This is a genomic window from Pseudomonas sp. F-14 TE3482 (genome assembly GCF_053629455.1).
This window is the reverse complement of sequence record NZ_JBRJII010000001.1, coordinates 867,561-885,635: the sequence shown is the minus strand read 5'-3', so window position 1 is coordinate 885,635 and position 18,075 is coordinate 867,561. Positions and strand designations below refer to the sequence as shown.

The 18,075-nt window shown below is 51.7% G+C and carries 21 protein-coding genes and 1 tRNA gene; 9 read left to right on the top strand and 13 right to left on the bottom strand.

Going from position 1 to position 18,075, the window contains the following annotated elements:
* Positions 1-10: 10 nt before the first annotated feature.
* Positions 11-721 (top strand): SDR family NAD(P)-dependent oxidoreductase, encoded by a 711-nt coding sequence (locus AB7M26_RS03855; protein WP_123498392.1) that lies wholly within the window; start codon positions 11-13, stop codon positions 719-721.
* 66 nt (positions 722-787) lie between these two features.
* Here the strand turns inward: AB7M26_RS03855 and AB7M26_RS03850 are convergent, their stop codons facing one another.
* Complete coding sequence (locus tag AB7M26_RS03850) at positions 788-1,111, bottom strand: hypothetical protein (RefSeq protein WP_063341871.1); 324 nt, start codon at positions 1,109-1,111, stop codon at positions 788-790.
* A gap of 295 nt (positions 1,112-1,406) precedes the next feature.
* Here AB7M26_RS03850 and AB7M26_RS03845 point away from each other — a divergent pair, with 295 nt between their 5' ends.
* From AB7M26_RS03845 to acpS, 8 genes are all read left to right on the top strand, one after another.
* Positions 1,407-2,156: a hydroxypyruvate isomerase family protein gene (locus tag AB7M26_RS03845; RefSeq protein WP_123498433.1), complete on the top strand. Its 750-nt coding sequence runs from the start codon at positions 1,407-1,409 to the stop codon at positions 2,154-2,156.
* Between the two features lie 363 nt (positions 2,157-2,519).
* Positions 2,520-2,834, top strand: coding sequence for a hypothetical protein (locus AB7M26_RS03840; protein WP_061434909.1), 315 nt, complete (start codon positions 2,520-2,522; stop codon positions 2,832-2,834).
* A complete protein-coding gene (locus AB7M26_RS03835) occupies positions 2,831-3,193 on the top strand; it encodes a helix-turn-helix domain-containing protein (protein ID WP_061434911.1) in 363 nt (120 codons plus the stop codon). Before AB7M26_RS03840 ends, AB7M26_RS03835 begins: the two co-directional genes overlap by 4 nt.
* Positions 3,193-4,080, top strand: a complete 888-nt coding sequence (locus AB7M26_RS03830; protein ID WP_164823619.1) for an ImmA/IrrE family metallo-endopeptidase — start codon at positions 3,193-3,195, stop codon at positions 4,078-4,080. The genes AB7M26_RS03835 and AB7M26_RS03830 overlap by 1 nt, the downstream gene beginning before the upstream one ends.
* Positions 4,073-4,915, top strand: coding sequence for a thymidylate synthase (locus tag AB7M26_RS03825; RefSeq protein ID WP_141698111.1), 843 nt, complete (start codon positions 4,073-4,075; stop codon positions 4,913-4,915). Before AB7M26_RS03830 ends, AB7M26_RS03825 begins: the two co-directional genes overlap by 8 nt.
* Positions 4,912-6,045, top strand: coding sequence for a nucleotide kinase domain-containing protein (locus tag AB7M26_RS03820; RefSeq protein WP_429387973.1), 1,134 nt, complete (start codon positions 4,912-4,914; stop codon positions 6,043-6,045). The genes AB7M26_RS03825 and AB7M26_RS03820 overlap by 4 nt, the downstream gene beginning before the upstream one ends.
* 9 nt (positions 6,046-6,054) lie before the next feature.
* The gene (locus tag AB7M26_RS03815; RefSeq protein WP_429387970.1) at positions 6,055-6,942 is read left to right on the top strand and encodes a nucleoside triphosphate pyrophosphohydrolase family protein; all 888 of its coding nucleotides are present in this window, start codon (positions 6,055-6,057) and stop codon (positions 6,940-6,942) included.
* 33 nt (positions 6,943-6,975) lie between these two features.
* Positions 6,976-7,386: a holo-ACP synthase gene (gene acpS, locus AB7M26_RS03810; RefSeq protein WP_429387967.1), complete on the top strand. Its 411-nt coding sequence runs from the start codon at positions 6,976-6,978 to the stop codon at positions 7,384-7,386.
* 34 nt (positions 7,387-7,420) lie between these two features.
* On the opposite strand, the gene AB7M26_RS03805 is transcribed toward acpS, so the two are convergent.
* From AB7M26_RS03805 to AB7M26_RS03750, 12 genes are all read right to left on the bottom strand, one after another.
* Entirely contained in the window at positions 7,421-7,981 is a 561-nt protein-coding gene (locus AB7M26_RS03805; RefSeq protein ID WP_429387964.1) for a primase 1D-like protein, read from the bottom strand.
* On the bottom strand, positions 7,978-8,745 hold the full coding sequence (locus AB7M26_RS03800) for a hypothetical protein (protein ID WP_429511379.1): 768 nt from the start codon (positions 8,743-8,745) through the stop codon (positions 7,978-7,980). Before AB7M26_RS03800 ends, AB7M26_RS03805 begins: the two co-directional genes overlap by 4 nt.
* A 2-nt stretch (positions 8,746-8,747) precedes the next feature.
* Positions 8,748-9,470, bottom strand: a complete 723-nt coding sequence (dgt, locus tag AB7M26_RS03795) for a dGTP triphosphohydrolase (RefSeq protein ID WP_429511380.1) — start codon at positions 9,468-9,470, stop codon at positions 8,748-8,750.
* A 90-nt stretch (positions 9,471-9,560) separates the two neighbouring features.
* Positions 9,561-9,944 (bottom strand): hypothetical protein, encoded by a 384-nt coding sequence (locus tag AB7M26_RS03790; RefSeq protein WP_429387959.1) that lies wholly within the window; start codon positions 9,942-9,944, stop codon positions 9,561-9,563.
* Complete coding sequence (locus AB7M26_RS03785; RefSeq protein WP_429387957.1) at positions 9,941-10,921, bottom strand: integrase domain-containing protein; 981 nt, start codon at positions 10,919-10,921, stop codon at positions 9,941-9,943. The genes AB7M26_RS03790 and AB7M26_RS03785 overlap by 4 nt, the downstream gene beginning before the upstream one ends.
* 909 nt (positions 10,922-11,830) lie before the next feature.
* Positions 11,831-13,153 carry a tyrosine-type recombinase/integrase gene (locus AB7M26_RS03780; RefSeq protein ID WP_429387954.1) on the bottom strand — a complete coding sequence of 441 codons (1,323 nt, stop codon included), beginning with the start codon at positions 13,151-13,153 and terminating at the stop codon, positions 11,831-11,833.
* A gap of 172 nt (positions 13,154-13,325) precedes the next feature.
* A tRNA-Thr gene (locus tag AB7M26_RS03775) sits at positions 13,326-13,401 on the bottom strand.
* Positions 13,402-13,479: 78 nt separating this feature from the next.
* Positions 13,480-14,304, bottom strand: a complete 825-nt coding sequence (locus tag AB7M26_RS03770) for an FkbM family methyltransferase (protein ID WP_123498394.1) — start codon at positions 14,302-14,304, stop codon at positions 13,480-13,482.
* Between the two features lie 343 nt (positions 14,305-14,647).
* Positions 14,648-15,877, bottom strand: coding sequence for a methyltransferase (locus AB7M26_RS03765; RefSeq protein ID WP_123498396.1), 1,230 nt, complete (start codon positions 15,875-15,877; stop codon positions 14,648-14,650).
* Positions 15,858-16,547, bottom strand: a complete 690-nt coding sequence (locus AB7M26_RS03760) for an ABC transporter permease (protein WP_123498398.1) — start codon at positions 16,545-16,547, stop codon at positions 15,858-15,860. The genes AB7M26_RS03765 and AB7M26_RS03760 overlap by 20 nt, the downstream gene beginning before the upstream one ends.
* Entirely contained in the window at positions 16,544-17,239 is a 696-nt protein-coding gene (locus tag AB7M26_RS03755; protein WP_123498400.1) for an ABC transporter permease, read from the bottom strand. Before AB7M26_RS03755 ends, AB7M26_RS03760 begins: the two co-directional genes overlap by 4 nt.
* A gap of 78 nt (positions 17,240-17,317) precedes the next feature.
* Complete coding sequence (locus tag AB7M26_RS03750) at positions 17,318-18,064, bottom strand: ABC transporter substrate-binding protein (protein ID WP_123498402.1); 747 nt, start codon at positions 18,062-18,064, stop codon at positions 17,318-17,320.
* Positions 18,065-18,075 lie beyond the last annotated feature (11 nt).

The following is an 18,075-nucleotide window of genomic DNA, read 5'->3' as shown; positions in this document are numbered from 1 at the left end:
AGGGTTCATCATGAGCAATTCGAAAAAAGTCATCGTTATTACTGGCGCCTCTCAAGGTCTCGGCGCAGGCATGGTCAAGGCCTTCCGTGATCTCGATTACCGGGTAGTCGCTACTTCGCGTTCGATCCAGCCGTCCACCGACCCGGACATCCTCACCGTTGCCGGCGACATCGGCGACCCGGCGATCGCCCAGCGAGTCATCCATGAAACGATCGAACGTTTCGGCCGTATCGACACCTTGGTCAACAACGCCGGGATCTTCATCGCCAAGCCATACACTGCCTACACCCCCGAGGACTATGCCGCTGTACTGTCGGTGAACCTGAATGGTTTCTTCTACATCACCCAACTCGCGATCACCGAGATGGAAAAACAGGGCAGCGGCCACATCGTCAACATCACCACCAGCCTGGTGGACCACGCGATTGACGGTGTGCCGTCGGTATTGGCCTCATTGACCAAAGGTGGATTGAACGCGGCGACCAAATCCTTGGCCATTGAGTACGCCAAACGTGGCATTCGGGTGAATGCGGTTTCCCCGGGCATCATCAAGACGCCGATGCATGGTGAGGAAACTCACGAAGCACTGGGAAGTTTGCATCCGGTTGGGCACATGGGGGAGATCAGCGATATTGCTCAGGCTGTGGTGTATCTGGACAGCGCCAACTTTGTCACCGGCGAGATCTTGCATGTTGATGGTGGGCAGAGTGCGGGGCACTGAGAGCGATTCAGGAGTAGGGCGCTGTTCACAGCAAGGACGACGACCAGCGCTCTCATCCTTGAGTCATTAACCTCCGAACGGCGCTACCTTGATCGGTTCACCCTTTTTCGCGCATGACGGCGGATTGGTCATACCCAGAGTCAGCAGGTTGCCGCCGTTAATGATGCAGTTGAACTGCTGGTTGTCATTGGTTTTCAGCGCGACATAAGTATTCGTGCCTTCAGTACGACGGCTGACAATACTCAAGTCAGAAGGTGAATAGCCCAGCGCGCCGGCGCTCTGAGATTTGATCTGCTCATCGGTTAGCGTGTTGGTACTGCTGGCGATGGAGTTGCAACCGGCCAGAGTGAACAACAGCGCACCCGCCAGGGTTATTTTGTGAAGAGTCATGGGAGTGTTCCTTACTCGTTGGTGTTTCTTTCGGTCGTGTGGTGCCACGTACTTACCGGAAATCACAATTGAGGAAAGCAGTGGCTTGTGAAGCGTAGCAGAGGGAGATCTGCTCATTAGTGGCTGAGAGACTTCTTGTGCTGACTGTTCGGGCCGATGCTGTTAGCCCCACGAACCCCAGAAACAACAAAGCCCTCGCATTTCTGCGAGTGCTTTGTTTTGATGAAGTGCTGGAGCAGCGAAGGATGCTCCAAGCCGATGATTTCGTTTCTTCCCAAGGATGGATATTTACCTAATGCTCAAGTTCAACGCTCATCTCGGTTTCCAATTTAATGAATTGCCTTTTCTGCAACGCATCGAAGCCGCCGCCGCAGCGGGTTTTCGGGCAGTGGAGTTCCCGTCGCCCTATGAATTCGACGCGAGCCTCCTGGCAGACCACCTGGCGCAATACAGTCTGCCGTTGATTCAGTTCGCCGCACCGGCGGGCGTTACCAAAGGCATCGCTGCCTTGCAGGGTAAGGAAGAAGAGTTTCGCCACGGTTTGCTCCAGGCCGCCCGCTATGCAAAGGCGCTGGCATGTTCGGATGTCCACATCATGTCTGGCGTTACGACGCAGGATGACGCAGGACCTATCTTCGGAGGCAACCTGGAGTATGCCGTCAAGTACTTCGAGGATCAGGGATTGCGGCCGCTTATCGAAGTAATTTGTACGCAAGAGATGCCGGGCTATTACATGTCTGACTTCAGCAAGGCGCAACAGGTGCTGGAGACCTTCCCGAGTGTCGGGCTGATTCTCGATCTTTACCATGCTCAGCTTTTGACCGGAGATGCGGTAGATGTTCTGGCTCGGTTTTATGACAGAACAGTCCATGTGCAAATAGCCGACTGCCCGGGGCGTCACGAGCCGGGAACGGGGAGCACCGACTTTGCTGCCTTGTTCGCGGTGCTGGAGCAGCGTGGCTACACAGGATGGATCGGGTGTGAATACCGTCCTTCCGGTTCTACCGTTGCGAGTCTTGACTGGCTTAAGCAGCTAGGTCGTTAGTGCTTGCGACGCGCGAACGGGATTCGGATTTCACGTACGCCAGAAACAACAAAGCCCTCGCATTTCTGCGAGGGCTTTGTTTTGTATGGTGCGGCACCAGGAGTCGAATTAAAAACACAAATTATTGATAATTAATAGTTTTTAACTTTTTTAATCGCATCGTCTACCTCTATTACTACCCTGATAGGGAGCAAAAAACATTGCTGTTACTACGGGTGGGTGAATCTCTGCGACATTTCTTTGCGTCCTGTCACTGACCCCATTTCATCCAGCAAAAAAAAAGTACAAGAGAAGGATCTTGTGAATTCTCAAAATGGTGGTAAGATTTTCTTACTAGCGGTAAGAATTTTAGGGAGATTCTGTATGAATGCTGACTTTGTGCGGGAAAAGCTCGTAGAGGTCCTCCAGCTCATCCAAGCCACAAGCGGGCTTGATTGTCCAAAGCTGGAAGGTACGACGAAGCCTACGGAAGCACTAGCTGAGTTTGACAGTAAAATCTGGCCTGTCGCTATCGGCATACTTGCATCGAAGCTTGATATTTCGATTGCCGATGACGTAAATATTTTCGCCCAGGAGAAAAGTTGTATCGCTCTGACTATAGATGAAACTGTGGCAGTAGTGATGAAGCTTGCTGAGGAGCAGTCTGGAGAGACTGTTAAGCAGGTTAAATTGAAATGATGGATACACAGCAGTCAAAGCGCGCTCTAATCGCAGATCGATTACGGGAGGCCAGAAAAATGGCTGGCTTGTCGCAAGGGCAAGTCGCCAAATTGCTTAATATGCACAGGCCAACTGTATCTGAGATTGAAGCAGGTAATCGTAAGGTGTCTGCAGAAGAGTTAGGAGCGTTCGCCGAAACCTATGATGTCACTGTTCCGTGGCTGATGGGGGAGACACCTGAGCAGTTAGACATTGATGATCCTCGCCTGCAGCTCGCGGCAAGAGAACTGAGCAAACTTAAATCCGAGGATTTAGATAAATTGCTTAGGCTTTTAGCTTCGATGAGGGATTCAAATGATAAAACGGGAGACGCCTGATGAGTGCAGAGACAGGGCAAAAATCGTCTACCGTCCAGGCATTGGCAATGAAGGGCATGCAGGCATCAATTACTGCGAGAACTAAAGCAGGAATCGACCTTAAAAGTCCAATATGCATATATGACCTTTGTGAAAAATTAAAAGTAATAGTGCGTTTCAATGACATTAACATGGAGGGCATGTACGACCGAGAGCCAAAGCCGAGAATTCACCTCTCATCCTTGAGGCCTTTGGCTCGCAGAGCTTTTACATGTGCGCATGAGCTTGGGCACCATATCTTTGGACATGGCTCAACGATAGACGAGCTTAATGATAGCCAGTTGAGTAGTGCAAGCCGTCCACCAGAAGAAGTACTTGCAGATGCGTTCGGAGCATTTGTTCTGATGCCGACACTGGGGGTAAAAGAAGCATTTCATTTAAGAAACTTAGACCCTAATAAAGCTAGTCCTTTGGAACTTTTTGCCATTGCATGTAGTTTTGGGGTGGGGCAAGCAACTCTTGTCAATCACTTAGCTTATGCGCTGAAACTGATAAACCCGGTTCGACGAGATCAATTGGGAAAAGTTACTCCTAAAGCAATCAGATCAGAAATACTGGGCGAAGTAGTATCTGAGCCCCTTACAATCGTGGATCACCATTGGCTTTCCCCGACGCTCGATATGGAAGAGGGCGCACTGGTTTTGTTACCGGCCGGCGTCGCATTAGATATCACCGTATTGATGCCAGAGAAGGAGCTTGCGAGTGGTAGGCTATTCAGAGCAACGAAAACTGGTATCACGAGAGTAGTACTACCGGGTACATCTTGGGCGCTTTATGTAAGGGTCTCTCGCAAAAGATATGTTGGCTTAGCTCGGTTTCGCCATTTGGAGGATGCATCTGATGACTAAACGAATTGCTGTTGTGGATGGACCATTGCTGATAAATGAGGATAGCCTTTCAAAGGCTTGGGCCAAAGCTATCTTGCATGTAATTGGGCATACCGGTCATGAGATCGCACCTTTAGTTCTAAGCTTCACTGGTTTCGATGAGACAGGTAAAGCGAACGAGCATGCTGGCGTGAGAGCTGCACTGGATCAATTGTTGAGCGCGAATGATCACAGATCTGTGTCTGATGTAGCTCATACTATTTTTCCACAGCGTATTTGGCAAATCGCACAGGGTAATCGAGCCTATTTTTACTCGTTGTATCAAGATGTGTTCCCCAGGTATCGAGCGATGAATGCAAAGGGGAATCGACGCGGTCTGTATTTTGAGCGACTTATAGATTACAAACGCGGTCCAAATGACGGCAATCAGTTGGAATGGATACTCTCTCAGTATAATGGCAGAGCTGGAGTGAGGAGGTCGATGTTTCAAGCCAGCATATTCGATCCTGAGAGAGACCATATTGCGGATGCACAGCTTCAGTTCCCATGCATGCAACAAATCAGCTTTGAACCTACTAAAGATGGATTGGTTGTAAATGCTTTCTATGCGACGCAGCAGTTATTTGTCAAGGCGTATGGCAACTATTTGGGGATTGCTCAGCTAGGTGCGTTTATGGCTAATGAAATGAACATGAAGTTGAGTCGAGTAAATGTCATTGTTGGTGTGGCTAAGCTCGAGAGAATAACAAAGACCAATGAAGCGTTAGATCCGTTAATAGCGGAATGTAAGAAATGTATTGAGGGCGAACTATTAGAGTCTGATGTGAGAGCTTCTGAAGTCGGGGCTGTGGCGTGAAGAGGGGTGAAAATGTTCGGCTGGACTTCGGTCAGGAAAAAGAAACTAGTATTTCTGTACCGTCGAAAAAAGTGATTTCTCATCTGCTACCAATAAAAATAACAGAGGCATATGATACATATTGGAAATTCGCAGTTGAAAGACAGAATATTTTCTTTCGACGTCTAGAAAGTAGCCCAAAACCTTGGACAGAAGACCCCATTTTATCTGTTCATAAATTTACCAATGCGTATCGTGCATCCGATAGGGTAAGTCAATATTTAATAAGAAACGTTATCTATAGAAAGGATCTTCCGAGTTCTGTAAATGAAGTTTTTTTCAGGGTAATGCTTTTTAAGATTTTTAACAAAATTGAAACATGGCAGCTCTTAGAAAATGCCTTTGGTCTGATAACGTATGAGGATTATAGTTTTAATTCTTACGACCGTATTTTGAGTCAGGCAATGGCTTCTGGGAGGCGCATATATTCGGCCGCATATATTATGCCTCCGGGAAGTTCGGCTTTTGGGCATTCGGCGAAACATCAAAATCACCTGAAGCTATTGGAAATGATGATGTCCGATGAGTTGGCAAGTAAACTTGCGAGCTTACACAAAATGCAGCCGGCCTTCGAACTTTTTAAAAGCTACCCTACTATTGGGGATTTTCTTGCCTATCAGTTTGTTACGGATGTCAACTACAGCGAAATAACTGATTTTACGGAGATGGATTTTGTTATACCTGGCCCCGGCGCCCGAGACGGATTACGGAAGTGTTTTGAATATACGGCAGGACTCAATGAGGCTGAGTTGATCCGGCTAATGGTTGATAATCAAGAGCTTGAGTTTGAAAGGTTGGGTCTAGAGTTCAATTCTTTATGGGGAAGGAGATTGCAGTTAATTGATTGTCAGAACCTTTTTTGTGAAGTGGATAAGTATTCTCGAGTTGCTCATCCAGATATCAGTGGGATATCGGGGAGGACTAAAATTAAGCAGAAATTTACTCCAACAGGCCCTATAGAGTTTCCTTGGTACCCTCCAAAATGGAAGTTGAACAACAAGATTGCTGAAGATGCTGTGGCTCGCCACGGGGTCGATATTAAAGAGCTGTCTGAAGATGAAGAGTTTCGCCAAACGAAAATGATACTATAGGAGCGTTTTATGGAGCTTAATGCTTATCAGCAACAAGCGCAATTCACTGATCAAGTAGCTCTGCGAGATAACAGCGCACTTGATTCGAATGTTATTGTACCGCTTCTCGGTCTTGCCGGTGAGACTGGTGAGTTATTAAGTGAATATAAAAAGCACCTACGAGATGGTAAGTCACACTTGTTATTCAAGGATCGGGTAGCTGAGGAACTGGGGGACTTGCTTTGGTATGTTGCAAACGTCGCAGAAAAATTTGATCTTAAACTCGAAGAAATTGCTCAAAAAAACTTGCACAAAACTTTGGGCCGCTGGGGGGCGCCAGGCTCACTTTTGACTAATTTTGATGCTGGGTATGAACATGGTGAAAGCTTTCCTAGAAAGTTTGAAGTCGAACTTCGCGAAGTCTCCGCTGAGGGGGGCACTAAGATTCGTACTTTTATTGATGGGGTCAAGATAGGCGATGATTTGACTGATAATGCTGATGACGCTGACGGATATAGATTTCATGATGTCTTTCACTTGAGTTATGTTGCGATTCTTGGATGGTCTCCCGTGATTCGTAAACTGCTTGGACGGAAACGGAAGAGTATTTCGAAAGTAGATGAAGTGCAAGATGGCGGAAGGGCTCAGGTTATTGATGAGGCCGTTGCTGCGTTGGTTTTCGATTATGCTAAGGAACATAATTGGCTTGAAGGTGTGGGTGATATTGACTACAAGTTACTTCGCACTATTAAAGGTATTACTTCTCTGTTGGAAGTAAAACAACGGACGATGGGGGAGTGGCAGAGAGCCATTTTAACTGGGTTTGATGTTTGGAGAAAGGTTTTGGCTAACTCCGGAGGCTTGATTGTTGTGGATCTAGATAGTAAGTTGCTGAGCTACGTTGAGGCTGATGAGTGATTGATTGTTAATTCGAATTCAAAGGAGTGCCCGATGAAGATGCCAATGGCGGCAGGTTATCTAAAAGGTCACGGTGTCGATATTGTAGATATTGATCGTTTTTCAGTATTGCTAAATGTTGAATTCGAACCTTTTCTTAATCGATATTTTACAAGTGTTGAGTTGAATTCGATAATTGGAAGCTCTTCTGGTTTAGAGAAATTGGCTGGAAAGTTTGCTGTAAAGGAATCAGTATTAAAAGCTCTGGGAGTGGGGTGGGGTAATGGAATCTCATTCGTCGATGTCGAAGTTTATAATCACGACAGCGGCGCTCCCGCCGTCAGGCTTTTCAGGCAGTTAGCGGAGCTAGAGACTGAAATGAATATCACGGGATGGCTCGTAAGCTGTACTCATACAAGGACTATCTCTATGGCTAGTGTTGTAGCTGTAGGAGCCAATCCTTAGTATGGATTTGAACTGTCTTAATGTTATGTGTGATTTATATTATTCGAGTTGGCGATTTCAGATATTGCTGGGTATTTTTACTCCAACGTAGTGCGGCATATCCAGCTATTAGGCGGTGCCCTATCCAGCGGGTATCTACGATTGAGATAGTCCCTGGAGCGCTGGCAAGGAGTAATAACCCCATAAATTTTATCCACTCGTCATGGGTGAGTAACTTTTCGCCATATCCGTGATATGAACGGCCGCTTTCATAGATGTTAAATTTTAGGTTTGAGTGTTTTTCAATCCAACTCAAGTTCTCTTCGGATGGTTTGGTTGGTTGTGAAAAGTCGATCATTGGTATATGTAATTTTTTGTTCTTGCTTATTAATTCTGAGTGTAATGCTAGCTCGGAGCCGCTAGGTAAAGCTTCTAGTTGTTTATTGAGCCAAGCTGGTGTTAAATCTTTAGCTCTAATGGGGATTATTATGCGAGCATCGTCTACCTGCTGGGGGCAATACTGATAAATTGACACGTGTGCGGTCCACTCCCCCTTCAGTTCATTAAGCCAAAGGGGTGTCATTTCAATTGGATGTGACTCCAAGATGGAACTCATATGTTGTTTGCTCCGCCACCGTATAAGCGCCGATATGTTACTATTGCAAAATCATCCGTCATTCCTGACAGGTAATCCACAATCAAGTGCGCTCTTGCTATCCATTCAAGTAGCTCGAATCGTTTTTTTGAATTTTTAGTTTTCCGTATTTCAAGCAATGTATGCTCGTATACTTTTATGTGCTTGCGAGGCAGAAAACTTTGTAGCGTTGAAGCTAACGCCGAGCCTGTAGCCTTGGGTTGTACTTTATTGATTAAAAGCTGTTCTGCATCATTGCTGGATAGGTCAAGCAAAAGGCCAAATCTATCCAGGATGCCGGTAACTACTTGAAAGCCGACAAGCTCTCTTTCCCTGATAACGGCACTGGAGTACAGATATTCTTTCGAGAACTTTCTGATGATATCTAGCAGTGCTTTAGCAGCTTTTGATTTATCAAGAAGTGAGAAATATTCACCCGCCTCTATTTTAGCATGATGTCTTATGTATAGTTGGCATGAACGGTCAACCAAAACATTTGTCACAGTGGTTCGGAAGGCCGTAAACCATGCAGGATCTTCGGAGTGTTCCAGTGGCAATGAGTTGAGAATTTCCATTGCAATTCTATTTTTATTGAGCTCTCCTAAGCCGGTCCGTAACGCAAATACAACATCATAGCATCTGACAATGTTCTTTTCTAATGCATCCTCAATGTCGCTTAAGCAATATGATATGTCATCCGCAGCTTCCATTATGTATGACAACGGATGCCTGGACATCGTATTCATACTTAATTTGCTTTGTAATTCTGAAAGTATTTTTTCTCACTATGGAATACTCCTGATTTTTTCACGGTTTTACCATTTTGGACCTCGCCAATACGTTCAGGGGTCCATGGGTACTTTAGTGTTGCGGATAGTTGTGAGTAAGTTAGATTGTAGCCAAATTCATCTTTGTTCCATTGCAACCTTGTTGCCATCCGGAAACCTTGGGGGTTGCCATCAAAATTTGTAAAGTCCTGATACAGTTGGGTGAATTCAGAATGATGATATTTAGAGAATTTTTCTTTGTGTTTTTCGATTCTAGCAGCAAACCACTCTTGGATTGACGCCTCTCCGAAGTGCCCAAACGGTGGGTTTCCCAGGTCGTGCATCAAGCATGAAACTTCGACAAACGAGATGAAGGCGTTGGTTCTATAAAGGGTCTCTATGTTATTTTTTTCTCCGAGCATCCCTTTTTCGAATAGCTGCTCTGAAATTTTTTCCGCTAGGTAACGTCCAATTGATGCTACCTCTAGGGAGTGTGTAAGTCTCGTTCGTACCGATGCGTTCCACTCTTGTGGAAAGGCTTGAGTTTTGGATTGAAGCCTGCGAAATGCTGCAGAAAATAATACTCGCCCCCGGTCACTCGCTGCCTGCATCGCGAGATTTCTACCAGAAGGGCCAGCAGAGTCGCGTCTGCGAATATCCGTAAGCATAGAGAGATAAAACTGAGATATTCGTGATTCGCTCATGACAATCCTTATCTGATATTCGCTGACGAGCCTTGCCACTGCTAAGTCGGTTTTGGGCGCCTACGCCCAAAGGTGGCCTTTGGGTTCACCTTATCCGTTTGATTTCAAGGACACAAAGGTTTCAGCGGGGGCTCGTCTGTGGGTGATCGCCGTTGCCGTATTGTCTTGCCCGATGAGGTTAGCTCGGGTCTTTCTCAAAAAATGCTTCCATGATTCGTATTTCTGAATCCGCCTGCTGATGATGCAAGCCGTCAGCGAGTAATAGTACTGAGTGGAGGAGGACTTTTCCTGGAGAAAAACCTCTAGAAACCAAAGGACGTGTTTCATCTGCCAGCTCCATGGCGTTTTGCGTTGCCAGCGCTGCTCGATGGCCATCTGCATTACTTGTGCTTGCCTGACGTGGCGACGTTGAGAGGCGGGCGCGCCTTTCAGGGTACCGCTCAGAAACAACTCCATATCGAATGCCTTACTCATGCTCGGCCACCAATGTAAGCCGACACCACGTCGATACGACCGTGTCCCAGCTCATAGCTGATTTGTGCTCGGGCTTCCTGATCAAGGTGATGATCAAGTTGGTAGCAATTGCCACCGTTGATGGGGGCAGGATGCTGTGTGATTTGCTCATAGCGTTCGCACGCATAGGTCGCCCGCAATTCGTGGAAGCCCTTGAGGTTGTGCGTATGGAGAATCTCCCGTGCGGGGCGAACGATTACCTGTTGGAAATCGAGGTAGCGTTCATTTGCTGCAAGCAGGTTGCGGCTACCAACGGGCGAGACTTGAAGGGCGAATGCCAGTGCGTCGCGGATGTGCTCATCCACCGTTATCCACCGAGGGGCCGAGGCTCCCGAGCGGCCACCTTTGGTGCCGTCCTGGATGTTGATCCTCCCGAGTTGCTCGGCTTCTCGTTGTAGTCGTGGAAGGTCGGCCAAAATGGCCTCGCGTAAGCGCATTCCGGCGGCTCGCACCAAGTGCACGATGGCGGCAGCGCGTTGCATTTGGTGTTCGCGGAGTACGTCGACGATCCGTTTCACATGTTCGCGATCTTGGCCTTGCGGTACCGATTGACGAACACTGATGCGCCGCATTCCCAACGCCTTGCTCGGATTCACGACCTTCACATACTGATCACCGCGAAGCGCAGCCATGGTCCGATTCACGCTGGACAATCGGTTTTGCGCGGTGGCGACGCCTATAGCGCCTTGGTCAACTTGCTGACGCAGATATCCGGCGTATTCCAGCAGGGTCTGCTGATCAATTTGTCGCGCATCGTTAATTCCTGGTCCATCCTCCGACCGACACCACCGAACAAAGGCCTGCCAGCGATCACTGTGCGCTTTAACGGTCCCATAGTGCCCGCCGCCGAATATGTCTTTCAGCGCTTGCGGCCCGGCATAGCTCAGTTGCCGACCATAGCCAAAATTCCGCCCGTCCCGTCTACCTACCAGTGCCATGATCAAACTCCTCTCGAAGCCAAACCTTTGAGACTTTCCCCACGTCATCCCGCCAAGGATGTTGAGTGTTATCAGGGATCAAGGCCCCTGCGGCCTGTGAGGGTTGTCCACTGACGCGGGACTGGCGGCTCTTTACGGCCGGGAGCTTGGGCATCTCATGATCTGACCTCCTGAGCACTTCCGAAGAAGTGGGCGGGTGGAGGTTGCACTGGCTGACGAGACCAGTGCCGCGAGATCCTGAGTCGGGTGAAGGCAGTGATGCGATGACCGGGGCATGCCTGACTGTCAGTCAGGTGCAGTCCATTCCTTGGGCTGCGGCACCATCATCTACATCGCTGTTGCTGGTGACTTCGGTATTTGTCACGCCGATTGTCACGAGGGGGAATGCCGCAAAGCCTTGTACGAGGTGGCCTGCAGCAGTGGTAGGAGCGCCCGTCTCTTTCCGGGAGAAAGAGACGGGCGCAGGTTGGCGCAAGGAAATGGCCACACGGATAGGTTGCTGCAGGGCAGCTGGTAGGGGATGTATTTGCCGCAATGGCAATGATCTGAAGTAGGCATCCATCACTCGGTGAGTGACCGTGCGAGCCGCCGGACGCTAATCGCACTTTGGGAGAACCACCACGGTGTGGCGTAGCCTTAAAGGTTCTGGCTACCTGGGGTTGCTGTCAACGACAGCGCTTTGCCCGATCTTTTCTACGCCTGTGGATAATTCGGGTCAAGGCTCGAATTTTCGGGAGTTCTGCGACTGTGGATGAAATTATCCACCGGTGGAAATCCGTGGTTTTCCACAGACAGTTGCGTGGGCTTTAGATTTTTTAAGTGAGGTCCATCCAAGCAGGGCGGCTTTGCAGCCCTGTTTGGATGGACCCGCGTGGACAAGCGGATCACTGAAATATGAAGACCGAGCGCTTACTCAGTTGCGCCGCGTTTTGCTTTTAAGCGAGTGACGTTCGGTCCGGTCTGATTCGCGAATTCGTGTGGAGTGACATGCTCCTGCCGGTTGGCCTCCAGGTACCGGCTCCACCAGTTCATGATCAGCCTGCGCTCCTCGATGAACTCGGCCTTGTGGATGTAAGCGGCGCGGACGTTGTTGCGCTCCTTGTGGCTCATCTGCCGTTCAATGGCTGTCTCCGACCACAATCCTGACTCGATCAGTGCGCTGCAGGCCATCGAACGAAATCCATGCCCGCAGATATCGGTTTTGGTGTCGTATCCCATCGTCCGAAGCGCGTTGTTCACGGTATTTTCGGACATGGGCTTCCAGGGTTTGGCATCCCCTGCGAAGACCAATGCGAATTTGCCTGTGAGTGCATGGATTTTTTCGAGTAGCGCCACTGCTTGCGGCGATAAGGGTACTAAATGGATATCCCCTGCCATCTTCGTACCCCTTGTGGAAAAGGGTACTCCCTCCAACGCTGGCCGAGTGTCCGGGATTTCCCAGACGCCGCGCTTGAGGTCGAACTCGCTCCAGCGGGCGAAGCGCAGCTCGCTGGAGCGTACAAACACATGCAGCGACAGCATCACCGTCAGACGGGTAAGTGCCCGGCCTTTATAGGTGTCGATCCGCTCCTGCAGTTCCGGCAGTCGCGATAAGGGTAGAGCGGGGCGATGGACCACCCGCGGGGCCTTGATCGAGCCCTCGAGATCGTAAGCAGGGTTTATGGTGATAAGCCGGAGGCGCTTTGCCTCGCGCATGATGCTCTGCAGGTAGTTTTGTACCCTTAAAGCAACGTCGATCGTTCCGCGCTTCTTGATCGCTTCCAAGGGCTGCATGAGGTCATGGGTGTCGAGGTCGACAATGGCGCGGGCGCCGATCAGCGGGAACACGTGGGTTTTGAGGCGACTCATCACAGTCTTGGAATGGCCTGGTGCCCACTTGGCCGACATTTCCGTATGCCAGTCGAGCGCAACGCTTTCAAAGGTTCTGCCTTTGATCACGGCTTCCGCCTTGGCTTGGTGCTTGGTCTCTATGGGATCAATGCCATCCGCCAGCATTCGCTTGACCTCCAAGCGCTTGCGGCGCGCATCGGCGAGGTCGATGACGGGGTAGTTGCCGAACGAGGTCAGTCCTTCCCGTCCGTCAGGTTTGACGTAACGGAGCCGCCAGCCTTTGCGGCCATTGGGTTGGACTAGGAGGTAGAGGCCATCGCCGTCGAAAAGCTTGTAGGCGCGGTCTGTAGGTTTTGCCAAGCGGCAAGCTGCGTCGGAGAGCGGAGCTGTGGTGCGCGACATAAGGGTACTCCCTTTTATCGAAGTGACCTGTATCCCAAACTCTACCCTTAAAACGGTTGGAATCCACCAGTTTCTGACGGAAACCGATGGAACGCCAAAACGAAAAAACCCGCCAGAAGGCGGGTTTTTCGGGGGTTCCAGAGATTTTGAAAGCCTTCTCTGGAACCTTGTATGGTGCCGGCACCAGGAGTCGAACCCGGGACCTACTGATTACAAGTCAGTTGCTCTACCAACTGAGCTATACCGGCATGTTAGGGCGACGATTATAGCGATTGGGTTGGTTCTGTAAACCCCTGAATTCAGACTATTTTTACGCAGGCGTTTGGTCAGGCGCGAACCAGCACTTTCTTGAGTTTCTGCAGGGCACGCCAGGCTCGGCTGTTTTGCATCGCCCGCAACTGCGCTTCGGCGTGTTCGGCGCGTTGCAGGGCGGCGGCGAGGTGGTTTTCAGCGTCGGTGACTGGGTGGCTAAAGTTGTGGCCGCGGCAGAACTGGAATTCGTCCAGGTTGCAGGGCGGGATGTCGAAGGCGGGTTTGAGGGCCAGGTGTTCTTCGGCGAGGTAGTAAGTGTTGATGCCGTCGAACAGGATGGGCTGGTAGCCGGCGCCGGTGACGAGGGTTTCCCAGGTCTGGTCGCGTTCCCATGGGGTTTCGATGAGGATGATCCACGGTCGCCATCGGGTGAAGTCCATGCCGCGCAGGACGGTTTCTTCGTGGCCTTCGACGTCGATTTTCAAGAAGTGAATCGGACGGTTCCCGGCGTGTTGTTCGCAGATGGAGGCCAGGGTGCGGGATTTGGCGGTTTGGCTGCGCACGTCCATACCGGCGTCTTTGTGTTGCTGGGCCAGGGCCGGGTCAAGGGTCGACAGGCCGGTGCCGGCGATGCCGTAGAAGATCAGGTCGTCGGCACTTTCGCCAGCCACGCATTGCAGGTTGATGTCGTTGGGGCGTTGCTCGCACAGGGCGTCGTAATAATTTGGCATGGGTTCGACGTTGATGCCGATCCAGCCGCGGTCATAGAAGGCCTTGGTGACGGAGTCTTGGGTGGGGTGGTTGGCCCCGATATCGATATAAAACCCATTTTCGACGTATTTGAGGGCGCGCCACAGGCGGATGTCTTCGAAATTCTGGGCGTAAGAAATGAACGTCACGGTCGCATCCTGTCGGTCAGATTTTTCTTGTTCATGTCCGCACTGTCGGCGTCCTTGTATGCGTGTATAGCAAGGGACGTTGCAAGGTGCAATTTTCCGCTATGGATGTCCGGTGTTCGGCGGTTATGTCGTTTTGATGAAATGCTTATGCACAATGGGCTAGGGGCGATTGCCTGTTCATTACGATTTTGTAGACTCGTTCTCATTTGCCCGCAAATGCCTGTTTTGCGGGTTTTTTATTTGTGTGAACAAAAAATGACCAGCAGTGTTTAAGGCGTAAAACAGCTTGGATATTGGATCCACGATAATTCCATCAACAGAGTTATCCACAGGCTGTGGCTATTTAAGGACGTTCTGCAAGGAGTAGGAAATTGCGCGGCGTGAGTGGAGTTTTACAGAAGGTGCCGAGACGAACGGCGTAACCCTGCTCAATGAGGAAAAGTGCCCGATCAAGTACCAGCCACAGCTCCAGCGGCCGTCGGAAAAGGCCTCGCAGCAGCTCCAGATTGCGGACTTCAGCCAATCGCTGCCAACCGGCGGTTTCGAGTGTAGTCCAATCTGGCGCGCCGACTGTGGATAAGTCTTTGAGTGCTGCCAGATCGCGGCAGTAATCGGCGAAAGGCTTGTCCAGCCAGGTGCTGGGCAGGGAAGGGGTTGGCAGGTATTCGTCGACGCCGCGCAGTTGCCGTTGCAGCAAGTCGAACGCCAGGCGCCGGGCCATGGAGGTGTCGCGCTGGCGTCGGACGCGAGCGCCGGCGGTAACGGTTTCGCTCATCGGCAGCGCAAGATCATCAAGGGAGAGACGTAGGTCGGAGCGCTCAGCCGCACAGGAAAGCGGCTGATAGGTGTCCGGACTGATCCGGTTGTAGCAGCACGGTGCGATGGCCAGTTGTTTGCAACCGGCGGCGCTGGCGAGCTGGATCAGTCGTACATGCAGATCACCGCAGGCGTGCAGCGCTACGGGCGTGTGATCGGCGTTCAACAAGGAGGCTGCGCCTGGCGCGAGCACATCCTGCTCGACGTGCAACGCATGCAACTGATGACGCTGGCTGAGTGCCTGGCCGCTGGCGACGAGCGCCGGGTCGAACTCCAGGCAGGTCAGTTGTTGCCCGGTTTGCAACAGGCGTCGCCCCAAATGGCCCTTGCCCGAACACCAATCCAGCCAATGCGTCGGTGCATGAGCAAACTGCAGGCGACCGGCGAACGCTTCAATCTGTTGCCATTTGCGTCCCGGCACATCCACATTCAATCGATGACCTGCCGCTTCAAGTGTGCGAGCTGGTAATTCACCCACCGTGCTCAGGTCAGCAGACATCGCCGCCAATGAAGCAAATGGCTCCGGCGCATCAAGCAAACAAGGTTGGTTATGACTGCTTTCCGCATCCTCAAGTGACCGTCCGCGTAGCCAAAACGCCAACTCCGGGTAGGACGCTTCCCAAGGCAGTTGCAGATGGGTAAACGGTCGAGGTTTCCACAGCGCCTGATGCTCGATCAGAAAAGCATCCAGCGCGGTGAAACGGGCGAGCAGGGCCTCGCCCGTCAGCACGCAGGAATCAACGCCCTTGGCAGGCATCGACGCGCAACCAGCGCTCCAGCAGCTTGAAGCCACGAACCAGCACGTAAGCCATCAGCAGATAGAACATGCCCGCGGCGAAGAATATCTCCACCGGCAAGTAGGTGCGGGCGATGATGGTGCGAGCCATGCCGGTCAATTCCAGCAAGGTCACGGTGCTGGCCAGGGCACTGGCCTTGAGCATCAGGATCACTTCGTTGCTGTAGGCCGGCAGGCCGATGCGCGCCGCACGCGGCAGCATGATGTAGAACAGGGCTTTGGCCCGAGACATGCCCAGCGCCCGCGCCGCTTCAATCTCGCCCGGTGGAATGGCCTGGATCGCGCCGCGCAGGATCTCGGCGATGTAGGCCGCGGTGTGCAGGGTCATGGTCGCGGTGGCGCACCAGAACGGACTGCGCAGGTAGGGCCACATCGAGCTGTTACGCACCGCGTCGAACTGCGCCAGGCCGTAGTAGACCAGAAACAGCTGGACCAGCAACGGCGTACCACGGAAAAAGAAGATGTAGCCGTAGGGGAATGCCCGCACGTACCAGAGTCGTGACGAGCGAGCGATGCCCAGCGGAATCGCCAGCAGCAACCCGGCGATCACGGCGATAGCCACCAGTTCCAGGGTCAGCGTCGCGCCCTGAGCCAGTTTTGGCAGCCACTTGATGATGACTTCCCAGTTCATTGGGTGCTCCTCGCGAAGCCGCGAGCGGCACGTCGTTCCATAAAGTGCATGCCGGTCATGGCCAGAATGGTCAGCCCAAGATACATGAAGGCGGCCACCATATAGAAGGTGAACGGTTGCTTGGATATGGTCACGCCGATTTGTGTGTGACGCATGATTTCTTCCAGGCCGATGACGGAAACCAGCGCAGTGTCTTTCATCAGGATCATGAACAGGTTGCCCAGGCCCGGCAGGGCGATGCGCCACATCTGCGGCATGATCAGCCGGGTAAAGATGCGAAATTTCGACAGGCCCAGGGCCACGCCGGCTTCACGGTGACCCTTTGGGATTGCCAGAATCGCACCGCGAAACACTTCCGTGGCGTAGGCGCCGAAGCACAGCCCCAGCGCAATCACACCGGCGGCGAAGGCGTTGAGTTCGAGGTCGGGGTTGCCGAAGAACTCGCCCAAGGCACGCATCACGTTGACTGTGCCGAAGTAGATCAACAGCACCCAGAGCAATTCCGGGATGCCGCGAACCAGCGTGGAATAAGTGCCGCCAAGCCATTGCAACGGCTTGTACGGGGAAGTCTTGGCCAAGGCGCCGAGCAGACCGAGCACCAGCCCCAGGCACAAGGCCGAGAGTGCCAGTTTCACAGTCATCAGCGCACCAGCGGCGAGCGCCGGGCCGAATCCGTAGAGGTCGATAATCATGGATTTCTTTTCAAATCGCGGCAGGCAATGCGAAGGACCGGCCCCGTCAGAGAACGGCGCCGGTCAGGCAGCTCAGAATCAATAGATGCTGAACGGGAAGTACTTGTCGTTGATCTTTTTGTAGGTGCCGTCAGCGACGATTTCTTTCAGCGCAGCGTCCAGCTTCTCGCGAATCGGGTCGTCCTTGCGCACAGCGATACCGATCTTGTCGCTTTCTTCCACCGGATCGCCCTTGAATTCGTAAGCACGGCCGGCGTCGCTTTTCAGCCATTCGTAGTTGACGTACTTGTCGGCCAGGATGCCGTCCAGACGACCCGAAGTCAGGTCCAGGTAGGCGTTTTCCTGGGTGTCGTAGAGTTTGATTTCGACGCCTTCCATGTTGTCTTCCAGCCAGGTGCCGGCCAGGGTTGCGCGTTGGGCGCCGATCACTTTGCCCTGCAACGACTCCTTGTCGGTTTTGAAATCGACGTTTTTCGGTGCGATGAACTGCAGCTTGTTGGAGTAGTACGGGGCGGTGAAGTCCACTGCTTGCTTGCGCTCGTCAGTGATCGACATCGAGGAGATCAGGAAGTCGAACTTCTTGGCGTTCAGGGCCGGAATGATGCCGTCCCAGTCGGACGTGACCACGGTGCACTCGACTTTCATCTTGGCGCACAGGGCATCACCGATTTCTCTGTCGAAGCCGACGACATTGCCACTGGCATCTTTGTTGTTGAACGGCGGGTAGGCCGCTTCGATGCCCATCTTCAAGGTCTCGGCGGCGGCACCGGCGCTGAAGGCCAGGGTGACAGCAGCGGCCAGGAAGATTTTTTTGTAGTTCTGCATGCGGGTAGCTC

Coding starts and splice junctions, on each gene's coding strand:
- acpS (WP_429387967.1), top strand. CDS start 6,976: ATGAAGATGCCAATGGCGGCAGGTTATCTAAAAGGTCACGGTGTCGAT.
- AB7M26_RS03805 (WP_429387964.1), bottom strand. CDS start 7,981: ATGAGTTCCATCTTGGAGTCACATCCAATTGAAATGACACCCCTTTGG.
- AB7M26_RS03760 (WP_123498398.1), bottom strand. CDS start 16,547: ATGAACTGGGAAGTCATCATCAAGTGGCTGCCAAAACTGGCTCAGGGC.
- AB7M26_RS03845 (WP_123498433.1), top strand. CDS start 1,407: ATGCTCAAGTTCAACGCTCATCTCGGTTTCCAATTTAATGAATTGCCT.
- AB7M26_RS03790 (WP_429387959.1), bottom strand. CDS start 9,944: ATGAGTAAGGCATTCGATATGGAGTTGTTTCTGAGCGGTACCCTGAAA.
- AB7M26_RS03750 (WP_123498402.1), bottom strand. CDS start 18,064: ATGCAGAACTACAAAAAAATCTTCCTGGCCGCTGCTGTCACCCTGGCC.
- AB7M26_RS03785 (WP_429387957.1), bottom strand. CDS start 10,921: ATGGCACTGGTAGGTAGACGGGACGGGCGGAATTTTGGCTATGGTCGG.
- dgt (WP_429511380.1), bottom strand. CDS start 9,470: ATGAGCGAATCACGAATATCTCAGTTTTATCTCTCTATGCTTACGGAT.
- AB7M26_RS03800 (WP_429511379.1), bottom strand. CDS start 8,745: ATGAATACGATGTCCAGGCATCCGTTGTCATACATAATGGAAGCTGCG.
- AB7M26_RS03830 (WP_164823619.1), top strand. CDS start 3,193: ATGAGTGCAGAGACAGGGCAAAAATCGTCTACCGTCCAGGCATTGGCA.
- AB7M26_RS03755 (WP_123498400.1), bottom strand. CDS start 17,239: ATGATTATCGACCTCTACGGATTCGGCCCGGCGCTCGCCGCTGGTGCG.
- AB7M26_RS03840 (WP_061434909.1), top strand. CDS start 2,520: ATGAATGCTGACTTTGTGCGGGAAAAGCTCGTAGAGGTCCTCCAGCTC.
- AB7M26_RS03825 (WP_141698111.1), top strand. CDS start 4,073: ATGACTAAACGAATTGCTGTTGTGGATGGACCATTGCTGATAAATGAG.
- AB7M26_RS03815 (WP_429387970.1), top strand. CDS start 6,055: ATGGAGCTTAATGCTTATCAGCAACAAGCGCAATTCACTGATCAAGTA.
- AB7M26_RS03850 (WP_063341871.1), bottom strand. CDS start 1,111: ATGACTCTTCACAAAATAACCCTGGCGGGTGCGCTGTTGTTCACTCTG.
- AB7M26_RS03855 (WP_123498392.1), top strand. CDS start 11: ATGAGCAATTCGAAAAAAGTCATCGTTATTACTGGCGCCTCTCAAGGT.
- AB7M26_RS03765 (WP_123498396.1), bottom strand. CDS start 15,877: ATGCCTGCCAAGGGCGTTGATTCCTGCGTGCTGACGGGCGAGGCCCTG.
- AB7M26_RS03780 (WP_429387954.1), bottom strand. CDS start 13,153: ATGTCGCGCACCACAGCTCCGCTCTCCGACGCAGCTTGCCGCTTGGCA.
- AB7M26_RS03835 (WP_061434911.1), top strand. CDS start 2,831: ATGATGGATACACAGCAGTCAAAGCGCGCTCTAATCGCAGATCGATTA.